Origin of the sequence: Cryobacterium zongtaii (assembly GCF_002909375.1) — a bacterium.
In the GTDB taxonomy this organism is placed as follows: Bacteria; Actinomycetota; Actinomycetes; order Actinomycetales; family Microbacteriaceae; genus Cryobacterium; species Cryobacterium zongtaii.
This window is the reverse complement of the sequence record NZ_PPXD01000005.1, coordinates 304,938-317,763: the sequence shown is the minus strand read 5'-3', so window position 1 is coordinate 317,763 and position 12,826 is coordinate 304,938. Positions and strand designations below refer to the sequence as shown.

At 68.0% G+C, this 12,826-nt stretch carries 10 protein-coding genes and 1 tRNA gene; 7 read left to right on the top strand and 4 right to left on the bottom strand.

Annotation, left to right across the window (positions count from 1 at the left end; all coding sequences use genetic code 11):
• The first annotated feature begins 34 nt into the window (after nucleotides 1-34).
• Complete coding sequence (locus C3B61_RS03755) at nucleotides 35-976, top strand: bifunctional riboflavin kinase/FAD synthetase (protein ID WP_103459658.1); 942 nt, start codon at nucleotides 35-37, stop codon at nucleotides 974-976.
• On the opposite strand, the gene C3B61_RS03750 is transcribed toward C3B61_RS03755, so the two are convergent.
• Complete coding sequence (locus tag C3B61_RS03750; RefSeq protein ID WP_103459589.1) at nucleotides 973-1,665, bottom strand: maleylpyruvate isomerase family mycothiol-dependent enzyme; 693 nt, start codon at nucleotides 1,663-1,665, stop codon at nucleotides 973-975. The genes C3B61_RS03755 and C3B61_RS03750 overlap by 4 nt on opposite strands.
• Before the next feature lie 23 nt (nucleotides 1,666-1,688).
• Here C3B61_RS03750 and C3B61_RS03745 point away from each other — a divergent pair, with 23 nt between their 5' ends.
• Together C3B61_RS03745 and C3B61_RS03740 are read left to right on the top strand one after the other, a co-directional pair.
• On the top strand, nucleotides 1,689-2,918 hold the full coding sequence (locus C3B61_RS03745; RefSeq protein WP_103459588.1) for an MFS transporter: 1,230 nt from the start codon (nucleotides 1,689-1,691) through the stop codon (nucleotides 2,916-2,918).
• A gap of 91 nt (nucleotides 2,919-3,009) precedes the next feature.
• A complete protein-coding gene (locus tag C3B61_RS03740; protein WP_103459587.1) occupies nucleotides 3,010-3,957 on the top strand; it encodes a sugar-binding transcriptional regulator in 948 nt (315 codons plus the stop codon).
• Between the two features lie 8 nt (nucleotides 3,958-3,965).
• Here the strand turns inward: C3B61_RS03740 and C3B61_RS03735 are convergent, their stop codons facing one another.
• Nucleotides 3,966-5,324 carry a zinc-dependent metalloprotease gene (locus C3B61_RS03735; RefSeq protein ID WP_425266408.1) on the bottom strand — a complete coding sequence of 453 codons (1,359 nt, stop codon included), beginning with the start codon at nucleotides 5,322-5,324 and terminating at the stop codon, nucleotides 3,966-3,968.
• Between the two features lie 141 nt (nucleotides 5,325-5,465).
• Between C3B61_RS03735 and C3B61_RS03730 the strand changes: the two genes are divergently transcribed.
• The 3 genes from C3B61_RS03730 (at nucleotide 5,466) to C3B61_RS03720 (ending at nucleotide 9,812) form a co-directional block, all read left to right on the top strand.
• Nucleotides 5,466-6,572, top strand: a complete 1,107-nt coding sequence (locus tag C3B61_RS03730; protein WP_088455519.1) for a YlbL family protein — start codon at nucleotides 5,466-5,468, stop codon at nucleotides 6,570-6,572.
• A gap of 106 nt (nucleotides 6,573-6,678) precedes the next feature.
• The gene (locus C3B61_RS03725) at nucleotides 6,679-9,588 is read left to right on the top strand and encodes a UPF0182 family membrane protein (protein WP_174776310.1); all 2,910 of its coding nucleotides are present in this window, start codon (nucleotides 6,679-6,681) and stop codon (nucleotides 9,586-9,588) included.
• 150 nt (nucleotides 9,589-9,738) lie between these two features.
• Nucleotides 9,739-9,812: transfer RNA gene (locus C3B61_RS03720), tRNA-Met, on the top strand.
• Between the two features lie 45 nt (nucleotides 9,813-9,857).
• On the opposite strand, the gene arsA is transcribed toward C3B61_RS03720, so the two are convergent.
• On the bottom strand, nucleotides 9,858-11,747 hold the full coding sequence (gene arsA / locus C3B61_RS03715; protein ID WP_103459586.1) for an arsenical pump-driving ATPase: 1,890 nt from the start codon (nucleotides 11,745-11,747) through the stop codon (nucleotides 9,858-9,860).
• Nucleotides 11,747-12,148, bottom strand: coding sequence for an arsenite efflux transporter metallochaperone ArsD (gene arsD, locus C3B61_RS03710; protein ID WP_103459656.1), 402 nt, complete (start codon nucleotides 12,146-12,148; stop codon nucleotides 11,747-11,749). Before arsD ends, arsA begins: the two co-directional genes overlap by 1 nt.
• Before the next feature lie 227 nt (nucleotides 12,149-12,375).
• On the opposite strand from arsD, the gene C3B61_RS03705 reads away from it, so the two are divergent.
• A complete protein-coding gene (locus tag C3B61_RS03705) occupies nucleotides 12,376-12,810 on the top strand; it encodes an arsenate reductase ArsC (protein WP_088455521.1) in 435 nt (144 codons plus the stop codon).
• Nucleotides 12,811-12,826 lie beyond the last annotated feature (16 nt).

The window sequence follows — 12,826 nt, the reverse complement described above, 5'->3', positions numbered from 1 at the left end:
AAACGTTCCCTCAAACGTGCCCACCACCGCGGGCATGAAGGTGTTCCCCGGTCGCGGCGCCGTCCCGGCCGACTGGCCGGCCTCCGCGGTGAGCATCGGAAAGTTCGACGGTGTGCACGCCGGCCACCGCGCCGTGATCGCAGAGCTCAAGACCCTCGCCGACCGGGAAGGCCTGGCCGCCGTCGTCGTCACCTTCGACAGGCACCCGCTCTCCCTGCTGAACCCCGACAAGTGTCCCGCCGAGCTGGTCAGTGTGCAGCAGAAGCTCGACCTGCTCGGTGGCACCGGCCTCGACGCCACCGTGGTGCTCGCGTTCGACAGGGCGCTTTCGTCACTGCCGCCGGAGGACTTCGTCCGTGACATCCTCGTGAACACACTGCACGCCCGCCACGTGATGGTGGGCCGGGACTTCAGGTTCGGCGCGCGCGGTGCCGGCGACGCCGACCAGCTCACCGAGCTCGGTGGCCGGTACGGTTTCGACGTGCGCCTGATCGACGACGTCACGCCGCAGGGGGAGCGCCGGGTCTCGTCGACGTGGATCCGCGAGCTGCTCTCCGACGGTGACGTGCGGGCGGCAACCCGGTTGCTCGGGCACACCCCCACGATGCGTGGAATGGTTGTGCACGGTGCGGCCAGGGGTCGCGAACTCGGCTATCCCACCGCGAACCTGGCACCGGAGGCAGAGGGGCTGGTCCCCGCGGACGGCGTGTACGCCGGCTGGCTCACAGACAACGGGGTGCGCTATCCCGCCGCCATCTCCATCGGCAACAACCCCACCTTCGACGGCGTGCCGCAGAAGCAGGTCGAGGCGTACGTGCTCGACCAGGAGATCGACCTGTACGACCATGTCGTCGAGGTCGCTTTTGTCGAGCACATCCGCGGCATGGTCGCGTTCACCGGCATCGAGCCGCTGATCAGGCAGATCGAGGACGACGTCGTGAAGACCCGCGCGATCCTGCAGCTCCCGGCCGACTAGCCGGCCGGCTGCTCCGGCGGTGCCTGAACGGGTGGGGTGTCCGCGGGCAGCGGCCCGCGGCCGAACAGGAACAGAATCAGCTCCGACGCCGGTGCCCGCAGCGGCGTGCCGTGGCCGACGCTCCATTCGGCATCCGTCGCCAGCAACCGGCGTGTGCGCAGAACGGCCTTGATCTCGGTGGGGGCGATCAGACTGCGCCGCAGCGCAACCGCGCCACCGGCGGTCGCGTGAATCGGCAGGGTCAGGCCGAGCGGATGCGCCACGTCGAGGCCGTGCACCACGGCCTCGGTCAGCTCGGTGATGCCACCGCGGCCCGAGGCTGCCCTGGCTGCGGCGATCTCCCGCAGCCGCGCCACCAGCTGTGCCGGCTCGGCGGCGGCCGCGGCCCGGCTCACGGCGTCGATGGCGCGCCCCGGGCGCACAAAGTGACCGAGGTACGCGCGGGCGGCGCTGCCGAGGAGTTCGCGCTTTGTGCTGCCAAGCCGCCAGACCAGGTGTCCGGCTACATCGCGCACCCGCCAGCCTGTGCACAGGCTCTGCGCCTCCCACTGCTCGGGCGTCAGCCCGGCGAGCAGGTCGGCGATGGCCGTGACGGTGGCCGCGAGGTGCCCCGACCAGCGCGCGTTCACGCCGGATTCGTTGCCGACACTCCGCAGGCTGAGGGGGAGGAGTCGCGCAAATTCTGCCATGCCGTCCAGCCTAGACTTGCCCGGTGTCAGAATTTTCGCCCCGCCCCCTCTGGACCGGGCGAACCCTGGCACTGCTGGGTATCGTCCTGGTAGCCGCCAACCTGCGCACTGCCGTCGCGGCACTCTCGCCCATCGTCAGCCAGATCTCCACGGACATCCCGCTGACCGCAACGTCCATCGGCCTCCTCGGTATGCTGCCGCCGGTCTGCTTCGCCGTCTTCGGCATCTTCACCCCGGTCTTCACCCGCCGGTTGGGCCTGGAGAACGTGCTGGTGCTCGCCCTCACCGCGATGCTCATCGGGCACCTCACCCGCGGCGGGGCGGGATTCCTCACCGCCCTGATGATCGGCAGCGTGATCACCTTCGCCGGGCTCGGGGTCGGCAACGTGCTGCTGCCGCCGCTGGTGAAGAAGTACTTCCCCGACAGGGTCGGCCTGATCACCTCCCTCTACGTCACCGTGGTGTCACTGAGCACCCTGATCCCGCCGCTGATCGCCGTGCCGGTCGCGGATGCCGCCGGCTGGCGTGTCTCCCTCGGGCTCTGGGTGCTGCCCGTTGTGGTCGCCCTCGTGCCCTGGCTGACGATGTTCGTGCGACACCGGGTGCAAGCCAGCCCGGGGGCCCTCGTCGAGGAAGCGGAGCCGGCGCTGCTCGGTCGGATCTGGCGTTCCTCGATCGCCTGGGCACTGGCCGTGGTGTTCGCGGCGTCGTCGCTGAACGCCTACGCGATGTTCGCCTGGCTACCGCAGCTGCTCATCGACACCGCGGGCGTGACCCCGGCCCAGGCCGGCACTCTGCTCTCGGTCTACGCCGCCATGGGCATCCCCTGCGCGCTGCTGATTCCGTGGCTGACCTCCCGAATGAAAAACGTGGCCATCCTGGTCTACCTGGGGGTCGCCGCTTTCCTGATCGGCGATCTCGGCCTGCTTCTGGCGCCAGGCACGCTCACCTGGCTCTGGGTGGTGCTGGCCGGTCTCGGTCCGCTGTTCTTCCCGCTCACGCTGGTTCTGATCAACCTGCGCACCCGCACCCACGCCGGGTCGGTGGCACTGAGCGGTTTTGTGCAGAGCGTCGGCTACACCCTCGGTGCGCTCGGCCCGCTGTGCGTGGCGCTGCTGCACGAGATCACCGGGGCGTGGACGGCCCCGCTGCTGTTCCTGATCGGCACGGCGCTCGCGATCACCGTGGCCGGCGCGGTTGTCGCGCGCCCGCACCTGCTCGAGGACGACCTGGAGCGCCGGCACCGCTCGTAATCCGCTGCTCATATGAGCAAGATCTGCAACGCATGTTGTACCGGCCGGTCAGCTCCACTTACGCTGGGGCCACTGAGGAAGGCGTCAACGAATGACCGACATCGACGAGCTGCTGTCTATTCGGGCGGCCGAGCTGTACTACGAAGAGGACAAAACCCAGGACGAGATCGGCACGATCCTCCGGATCACTCGTTGGAAGGTCGGCAGGCTGTTGGCCCAGGCCAAGGCGAACGGATTCATCCGCATCGAAATCGTGCATCCCCGCGCCCGCCGGCTCGGCCTCGAACGACAGTTGCGCAGAGCCACCGGCCTCGTCGATGCAATCGTGGTGTCCACTGCCGGTGTCGTCGACGAACTCGACCTGCAGAAACGCACCGCGCAGGCGGCCGCTGACTACCTCAGCGCGCTGCGCCCGGTGCCGCGCACGCTCGGTATCAGCTGGGGGCGCACCCTGCACGACATCTCGGAACAGCTCAAGCCCGGTTGGGCGAACGGCGTCAACGTCGTGCAGATCAACGGCGGCGTGAGCCTGAACGCCCGGCCGGGTACCGCCGCGGCCACCGCCGTCAGCATCGCCCAGAAGGGCGGGGGCCAGTTCACCCTGTTGCCCAGCCCCGCGATCCTGGAACGGGTCGAGACCAAGTTGGCCATCGCCTCCGACCGCTCGGTCGCGGCGGTGCTCGAGATGGGCGCCGGGGCATCCGCCTATCTGTTCAGTGCGGGCCAGGCCGACGCCGGCTCCGCCCACGTCGACAGCGGTTACCTCACCCCGGACCAGGTCGACGAACTGGTGCGCAAGGGAGCCGTCGGCGATGTGGTCGGCCGGTTCATCGACAGTGCGGGCCAAATCGTCGACCCGGCGCTGGACGAGCGCACATTCGGTATCCCGCTCGAGCAATTACGCCGCGCGAAAACTGCCGTCGCCGTGATCGGCGGCCCGCGCAAGCACGCCATCGCCCGCTCCGTCGTCCTCAGCGGCCTGTGCACGGTCCTGATCACCGACGAAGACACCGCCCAGGCGCTGATCGGAGCCGCCTGACCCCTTCGTTACGCCTCGTGGGGACGGTCGGGGTTGTCGTCTCGGAGGAGGTCGGCCAGGGCCTGGTCGATGTCGTCCAGGACCGGGGGCTCGCCCTTGGCGGTGGAGGTCAGCCGAGCGACCAGGGCCTGCGGGTCGTCGAGGTCCGCGGACGTCGGCAGGATGTCGGGGTGCGCCCACAGGGCGTCCCTGGCCTCGTTGCCCACGGCGTCGGTGACGGCCTGCCACATTGCGGCGGCCTCACGCAGGCGGCGGGGGCGCAGCTCCAGGCCCACCAGGGTGGCGAAGGCCGACTCTGCGGGGCCGCCGGATGCCCGGCGCCGCTTGACGGTCTCGTTGATCGCGTCGGCGCGCGGCAGCCGGCTGGTGGCCTCCACGGTGACCACGTCGACCCAGCCCTCCACCAGGGCGAGCATGGTCTCGAGCCGGCCGAGGGCGGCCAGCTGGGCGTCGGACTTGGGCGGGATCAGGGAGCCGTTCACCATGGCGTCGCGCAGTTCCTCGGGGTTCGACGGGTCGAAGCCCTCGGCGAGGGACTCCAGCCGTTCGGTGTCGATGCTGATGCCGTGGGCGAAATCGGTGATCGAGCTGATCATGTGCAGACGCAACCAGCGGGAGTGCCGGAACAGGCGGGCGTGGGCGAGCTCACGCACGGCGAGATAGATCTGCACCTGGTCGATGGGCACGTCAAGGCCCTCGCCGAACTCGGCGACGTTCTGGGGGAGCAGGGCGGCCTGCTGGTCGCTGAACAGGGGGATGCCGATGTCGCCGCCGGAGACGACCTCGCTGGCGAGCTGGCCGACAACCTGACCCAGCTGCATGGCGAACAGGGTGCCGCCGAGGCTACGCATCATCTGGCTGGCACCGGCGAGCATGCCCTTGAGCTCCTCTGGGGCCTGTTCGGTGAGCACGTTGGTGAGCGAATCCGAAATGCTCGTCGCGACGGGCTCGGAAAGCTGGCTCCACAGCGGCATGGTGGCGGTCACCCACTCTTTGCGGGTCATCAGGCGCGGTACAACTGTGAGCTCGGCGACGTTGATCACGTCATCCAGCCAGAGCGCCGCGATGTGGAAGGCCTGCTCGAACTCGGCGCGCTGGGCGTCGGTCGTGCTGAGCTGCCCGGTGGCCGCGCGTTCCTGGCCCTGCTGCAGGGCGATGCCCCAGTTGATGCCGTCGCCGCCGCCCTTCAGGGCGCCCTGCAGCTGGCTCATCAGCGCCGCCACACTGGCTGGATCGTTCGGGAGTCCGGCCGCGCCGGCCAATTGGCCGGGGTCGATGGACGACTTGCCCGACAGGATGTCTCGGAGCATGTCCCGGAATTCGTCTTCTGGGTTCTGACCTTCGTCGGGTCGGGAGTCATCGGCCACTTCAGGCACCTCTCAGTTGCGTCCCTCTACGCTAGCCCGAGAACCCCGGCTAGAACTGGGAAATGACCTACGCTGGGTTCTTGCCTTGTCGCCCGTAGCGAACAGCTTGCGCACTTCCCCTTCATCCTTCTAAGGAGCCTGGTGGCCCTCTTCACCGCTGACCCGCATTCAGGCTCCGACCGACCCCGCAAGGGCTCGCGCACGGGGTGGGTGGTGCTGGGTATCGCACTGGTCACCGGGCTCACCTTGGCGATCGTGCCGTCACCGTATGTCGTGGAGAAGCCCGGGCCCGTGTACAACACGCTCGGATCCGCCGAATACGACGGGGAGAAAACCGACCTCATCACGATCCCGGACGAGACCGTGTATCCGACGGAGGGCACGCTGGACCTGCTCACGGTCTCGGTGCTCGGCAACCCGGACAACCGCCTGAACTGGTTGACGGTCGCGTCGGCCTGGCTCGACCCGAGCCAGGCGGTGGTGCCGATGGAGTCGGTCTTCCCGGCCGACGTCAGCACCGAACAGCGTGACGAGCAGAACCAGGCGGCCATGGTGAACTCCCAGCGGGACGCCATCGCCGCGGCGTTGACCAACCTCGGCTACGACTACCCGACCGAACTGAGCGTGGTGTCGCTGGCCGACGAGGCGCCGGCGACCGGCCTGATCGAGGCCGGCGACCTGATCGAGACCGTCAACGGGGAAGCCGTGGCCGACATCACCGCGCTGCGGGCGGCGCTCACCGCCAGCGGCGCGGACGCCCCGGCCACCATCGGGCTGACCCGCGACGGCGCCGAGCAGAGCGTCGAGGTCACCCCCGTCGACGTCGACGGCAACGTGGTTCTGGGAATCAACGTCAAGTCGGAGTACAAGTTCCCGTTCGACGTCAACATCCAGCTCGACAAGGTCGGCGGGCCCAGCGCCGGCATGATGTTCGCGTTGGGCATCATCGACAAGCTCACCCCGGGATCCATCCATGGTGGGGCGGATGTCGCCGGCACCGGAACCATCGACCAGTCCGGCAGTGTCGGCCCCATTGGCGGGATCCGCCAAAAGCTCTTCGGAGCCAAAGAAGCCGGTGCCGAGTGGTTCCTGGCCCCCGCCGCCAACTGCGACGAGGTCTCCGGTCACATCCCGGATGGCTTGACGGTCCTGGCCGTGAGCACCCTCGACGAGTCCCTCGCGGCGCTGGATGCCATCGGCACCGGAGCCGACACCGGCGACCTGCCGACCTGTCCGGCGACCCGATAGCACGGGCACTTCTGGGTGAGCCCTCAGCGAACTCGGGGTTTGCCCTGAGGGCGGCTGCATAGAATGAGGGTCTGACCCCCGATCTATCAGAGCAAGAGGCCAATTCGTGACCACATCATCCGCTGGAAGCGCTCCACGCCGGAGCCGTGCCCCGCTCGCCATCACGGCAGCGATCATTGCGGGGCTGGTGATCTTGTTCTTCATCTTCGCCGGGCTCTATGCCGACGTGTTGTGGTTCGACCAGCTCGGCTTCCTCAGCGTGCTGACCACGCAATGGATCGCCAGCGCGGTTCTGTTCGTCATCGGGTTCCTCGGCATGGCCGTGCCGGTCTGGGTGAGCATTCAGCTCGCCTACAGGCTGCGCCCGGTCTACGCCAAGCTGAACTCGCAGGTCGATCGTTACCAGCAGGTCATCGAGCCGCTGCGCCGGCTCGCGATGTACGGCATCCCCGCCCTGCTCGGCCTCTTCGCCGGTGTCGCCGCCGCGACCCACTGGCAGACGATCCTGATGTGGCTCAACCGCACCGAGGCGGGCACCACCGACCCGCAGTTCGGCTTCGACGTGTCGTTCTACCTCTTCGACCTGCCGTTCTACCAATCGCTGCTGGCCTTCAGCTCCGCCGTCGTGCTCATCTCCGCGCTGGTCGCTCTCGCCACCTCCTACCTGTACGGCGCCATCCGCGTCACCGGCCGTGAGGTCTTCGTGGCCAAGGCCGCCCGCGTGCAGATCGCCATCACTGCCGCGGTCTACCTACTGCTGCAGGGTGTCAGCATCTGGCTGGACCAGTACTCCACCCTCACCCAGTCGAACGACCTGATCACCGGCGCCGGTTACACCGACGTCAGCGCCACCATTCCCGGGCGGGCCATCCTGGCCGGCATCGCGGTCTTCGTGGCCATCCTCTTCATCGTCACGGCCTTCATCGGTCGTTGGCGCCTGCCGGTAATCGGCACCGCGCTGCTGATCGTGAGCAGCCTGCTGATCGGTTCGCTCTACCCCTGGGTCGTGCAGCGCTTCCAGGTGGACCCGAGCGCGAAGACCCTCGAAGCGCCGTACATCCAGCGCAACATCGACCTCACCCGCGATGCCTACGGCGTCGCCGATGTGGAAGAGATCCCGTACACCGCCACCACCGAGGCCACGCCAGGCGCCCTGCGCGAGGACGCGGAGACCACTGCCAACATTCGCATCCTCGACCCCGCCCTGGTCAGCGACGCGTTCGCCCAGCTCGAGCAGTTCAAGCAGTACTACCAGTTCCCGTCCAAGCTCGACGTGGACCGCTACACGATCGACGGCAAGTCCCAGGACACCGTGGTGTCGGTTCGTGACCTCAACCTCAACGGCCTGAGCAGCGAGACCTGGGTCAACTCATCGGTCGTCTACACGCACGGCTACGGCGTCGTCGCCGCTTACGGCAACCAGCGTTCGGCCGACGGCCAGCCGGTGTTCCTGGAGAACGGCATCCCCACGTCGGGAGCTCTCGGCGAGTTCGAGCCGCGGGTGTACTTCGGTGAGACCTCACCGACCTACTCGATCGTCGGCGCCCCTGAGGGCACCGACCCCATCGAACTGGACTACCCGTCCGGCGAGGACGGCGCCCAGCAGACCTATACCACCTTCACCGGTGACGGCGGTCCCAGCCTGAACGGCCCGTTCAACAAGCTGATCTACGCACTCAAGTTCCAGTCCGAGCAGATCTTCCTGGCCAACGCCGTCAACGACGAGTCCCAGATCCTCTACGACCGCGACCCGATCACCCGCGTGCAGAAGGTCGCCCCGTACCTCACGCTCGACTCCGACCCGTACCCGACCGTCGTCGACGGACGCATCAAGTGGGTTGTCGACGCGTACACGACCTCGGCCAGCTACCCGTACTCCACCGCGGTCAGCCTGAGCGACGCCATCGCCGACACCGAGACGCCCGAACAGCCGTTCGCGCTGGACAACATCAACTACATGCGCAACTCCGTCAAGGCGACCGTGGATGCCTACGACGGCTCCGTGACCCTGTACGCCTGGGATGAAGAAGACCCGCTGCTGCAGACCTGGCAGAAGATCTTCCCGTCGACCGTCGAGCCGATGAGCGAGATGACCGGCGACATGATGAGCCACGTGCGTTACCCGGCCGACATGTTCAAGGTGCAGCGCGCGGTCCTGGGCAAGTACCACGTGACCGATCCCGGTTCGTTCTACTCCGAAGACGATGCCTGGACCACACCGAACGACCCCGTGTCGCCGAGCACCAACACCACCCTGCAGCCGCCGTACTACCTGACGATGCAGATGCCCGGCCAGGATGCGCCGTCGTACTCGCTGTACTCGACCTTCATCCCCAACGCGTCCGGTGAAACCAGCCGGAACGTCCTGACGGGGTACCTTGCCGCCGACGCGGATGCGGGTGCCACCGACGGGGAACGGGCGGAGGGTTACGGCAAGCTGCGCCTGTTGACCTTGCCGAACGACATTACGGTGCCCGGTCCCGGCCAGGTGCAGGCCAAGTTCAACGGTGATCCCACGATCTCCGCCGAGCTCAACCTACTCAAGCAGGGCCAGTCCAGCGTGCTCAACGGAAACCTGCTGACGCTGCCCGTCGGTGGCGGTCTGCTCTACGTGCAGCCCGTCTACGTGCAGTCCACCGGTGAGACCAGCTACCCGCTGCTGCAGAAGGTCCTGGTGGCCTTCGGTGACCAGATCGCCTTCGAGGACACACTCGATAACGCACTCAACGTGCTATTCGGCGGTGAGTCCGGGGCCAACGCCGGCGACACCGACGTGCCGGCCGTGGAAACGCCCGCCCCGGGCGAGGCTCCCGTCGACGGAGGCACAGCCCCGTCGACGACGACCGGTGACCCGGCGACGGATGCTCAGATCAGGTCGCTCCTCGCGGAAGCCAAGCTGGCCGTGACCGAGAAGCAGGCGGCCCTGACGTCGGGTGACTTCTCCGCTTATGGGGTTGCCGACAAGAAGCTGAATGATGCGGTCGCCGAGCTGCTGGTGCTGCTCGACCAGCAGTAGCGTGTAGTTAGTCGCCTCATCCATGCGCGGGTGGTGCGCCGGGGAAACCCGGTCGCACCACCCGCGTTTTGTCTGTGCCGGGTGCGACGCGCCCGGGCGGCGTCCCCGATTCGAGGGCCTTGGGTAACTGTGGTAACTTAGTTCTTGTAGCGCGGGGTGGAGCAGTTCGGTAGCTCGCTGGGCTCATAACCCAGAGGTCGTAGGTTCAAATCCTGCCCCCGCAACTAAAACAAAAAGTCCCGGTCTCGAAAGAGACCGGGACTTTTGCGTTAACCCCCTGACAGGCCGGCCAGCGCCGGAATGCCGATCGGCTCCACCGCCAGAAGCGGCACGATAGCGGTGCGGGCGGCGTACCGGGTGCGGACCGCGTCGATCTCGGGCAGCTCGTTGGCCGCCCGGCGCTTCAGCAGCGCCGAGGTCGGTGACGCCGCCGCGATCGAGTTGTTCACGATCCACGCCCACGGTTCGATGCCGGCACGCCTCAGGTCCTCCTGCAAGCCGGCGGCCTCGAGCACCGGAGTGGTCTCGGCCAGGGTCACCAGCAGTACCTTGGTCTGGGCGGGATCCTGCAGCTTCATCATCGGGGTGACGAAATGCATCGAGGTACCCATCTGGCGGGCGACCTCCCGGTGATAGGACCCCGTCGCGTCCAGCAGCAGCAGGGTGTGCCCGGTGGGGGCGGTGTCGAGCACCACGAATTTGTTCTTGGCCTCCCGGGTCACCCTGGAGAAGGCCTGGAAAACGGCGATCTCTTCGGTGCACGGCGATCGCAGGTCTTCGCGCAGCATGGCCAGGCCCTGCTCGTCGAGGCGGGTGCCCTTGGTGGTCAGGACGTGCTCGGTGTAGCGCTCGATCTCCACGGCCGGGTCGATGCGGGAGACCTCGAGGTTGGTGAGTTCGCCGGCGAGGGTGTCGGTCAGGTGCGCGGCGGGGTCTGTTGTGGTGAGGTGCACGGCGAAGCCGCGTTCGGCCAGGGCGACGGCGACGGCAGCCGCCATGGTGGTCTTTCCCACGCCGCCCTTGCCCATCAGCATCACCAGCCCGTGGCCGTCGGCGGCGATCTGGTCCACCAGAACCTCAAGGCCGGCATCCCCGAGGTGCCCCGCACCGGACGAACTGCCCAGGTGTGCGGGGGCAACTTGTCCGGACGTGGGCAGCTCGGCGGCGGGCTCGGGGCTCACAGTGCTGCCGTCGTGGGGGAGGAGGCCGCGGAGGGCGGGCAGGCCCACCATGTTCGTGGCCATCAACGGCAGGTGATCGGTGGGCAGCGCGACCAGTACGGGGTCGCGGGCGTCGAGCGCCCGCTGTTCCCGCAGGCGGATGGCGGCCGCCAGTGGGTCGTCAACCCCCGCGGGGTGCCCCGTTGCGGGTGAGGGCAGCTCGGCATCCGGGCCCGGCAGCACACCGTTGATCACCAGGTACTGCCGGTCCATGCCGATCGCGGCCAGCTCGGTGTGGGTGCGGGCGGCCTCGGCCAGGGTGGACTGCTGGGCGCGGGAGACGAGCACCAGACGGGTGCGCTCGGGGTCGCCGAGCGCCGCCACGGCCTGCGCGTATACCGCGCGCTGCTTCTCCAGGCCGGACAGCGGGCCCAGACACGACGGGTCGCCCTTGCCTGCGGTGAGGAACTCGGTCCAGTCGCCGGGCAGCTGCAGCAGCCGGATGGTGTGCCCGGTCGGTGCGGTGTCGAAGACGATGTGGTCGTACGCGGCGGTCCAGGCGGCATCCGTGAGCAGGTCGGTGAACTCGTTGAACGAGGCGATCTCGGTGGTGCAGGCGCCGGAGAGCTGCTCCTCGATCGAGGCGACCTCCGCGGCGGGCAGCAGGCCACGCACCGGGCCCACAATGCGTTCGCGGTACTGCTGAACGGCCTGCTCCGGGTCGATCTCCAGAGCGGCAAGCCCGGGCACGGCGTCGATCTGAGTCACGGTGTTGCCGATGCTGACGCCGAACACCTGGCCGACGTTCGAGGCCGGGTCGGTGCTGACCAGCAGCACGGATGCGCCGCCCTCGGCCAGCCGGATCGCGCTTGCGCAGGCGATCGAGGTCTTGCCGACGCCGCCCTTGCCGGTGAAGAACAGGAACCGTGGGGCATCCGCCAGGAAGGCGGTGGAGCTGCGGGTGCTGGTGTCGAGAAGGATGTCGGTGCCGACGGTCATCAGCAGCAGCTTTCGCCGCCGCCGCCGCAGCAGCCGTCAGCGGAGGCACCGGGCTGGGCGGCACTGAGCAGCGACGGCCGGTCTTCGGCCGCGGGGGCGCCCAGGCCGGCCCACTTGGCCAACTCGGGGCGGGACGGGTACCGACCGGTGAGCACGGTAGCGCCGTCGACCATCGTGACGGGAAGACCTTCCTGGCCCACCGTGTGCAGGAAACTGCGCATGGTCTCGTTCTCGGCGAACGCCAGGGGCTCCTGGGCGAGGTTGAACCGGCGCACGCTGCCGCCGGCCGAGGTCGCCCAGTCGATGTCGGCCGACACCGTCACGAGCTGCTGGTCGACGTCGACCCCACAAATGCCGGTGCCGCAGCACAGGCTGGGTTCGAAGATCTGGATGGACGTCATGGGAGCCTCGGTATCCGCCGGGCGATGCGACACGGTGTCGAGCGCATCCGGCCATCCCAGCATATCGACGTGCATCGATTTACACCATTGCCGACCGGCGCCGGGAGCGGTGAACGGGAGGTGAATGGCGCGTGAGCGGCTCAAGACAATTTCTGCACGGGTGCCGCAGCCGGCGTGAATCGTCTATATTGACAGATGTCGATCAATCACCAGCCGAAGGAATCCCCATGTCTGACCTCAGCGCAGGTACGTCCGCCGCCAAGCCCACAGTTCTGTTCGTCTGCGTGCACAATGCCGGTCGGTCCCAGATGGCCGCCGGATACCTGACGGCGCTCTCCGGAGGTCGCGTCGAGGTGCTCTCGGCCGGCTCCGAGCCGAAGGACCAGATCAACCCCGTCGCCATCGAGGCCATGGCCGAAGACGGCATCGACATCGCACACAACGTGCCCAAAATCCTCACGACCGAGGCCGTCAAAGACTCCGACGTCGTGATCACCATGGGCTGCGGCGATGCCTGCCCGATCTTCCCCGGCAAGCGCTATGAGGACTGGGAGCTGGCCGACCCGGCCGGTCAGGGCATCGAATCGGTGCGCCCGATCCGCGACGACATCAAGGCTCGCATCGAGAAGCTGCTCGCCGAGATCCTTCCCGTCACCGCCTGACCACCCGACACCCGAC

Bases quoted from the DNA above. Each gene is read 5' to 3' on its own strand.
- C3B61_RS03755 (WP_103459658.1), top strand. From the start codon at position 35: ATGAAGGTGTTCCCCGGTCGCGGCGCCGTCCCGGCCGACTGGCCGGCC.
- C3B61_RS03750 (WP_103459589.1), bottom strand. From the start codon at position 1,665: ATGGCAGAATTTGCGCGACTCCTCCCCCTCAGCCTGCGGAGTGTCGGC.
- C3B61_RS03740 (WP_103459587.1), top strand. From the start codon at position 3,010: ATGACCGACATCGACGAGCTGCTGTCTATTCGGGCGGCCGAGCTGTAC.
- arsA (WP_103459586.1), bottom strand. From the start codon at position 11,747: ATGACCGTCGGCACCGACATCCTTCTCGACACCAGCACCCGCAGCTCC.
- arsD (WP_103459656.1), bottom strand. From the start codon at position 12,148: ATGACGTCCATCCAGATCTTCGAACCCAGCCTGTGCTGCGGCACCGGC.
- C3B61_RS03705 (WP_088455521.1), top strand. From the start codon at position 12,376: ATGTCTGACCTCAGCGCAGGTACGTCCGCCGCCAAGCCCACAGTTCTG.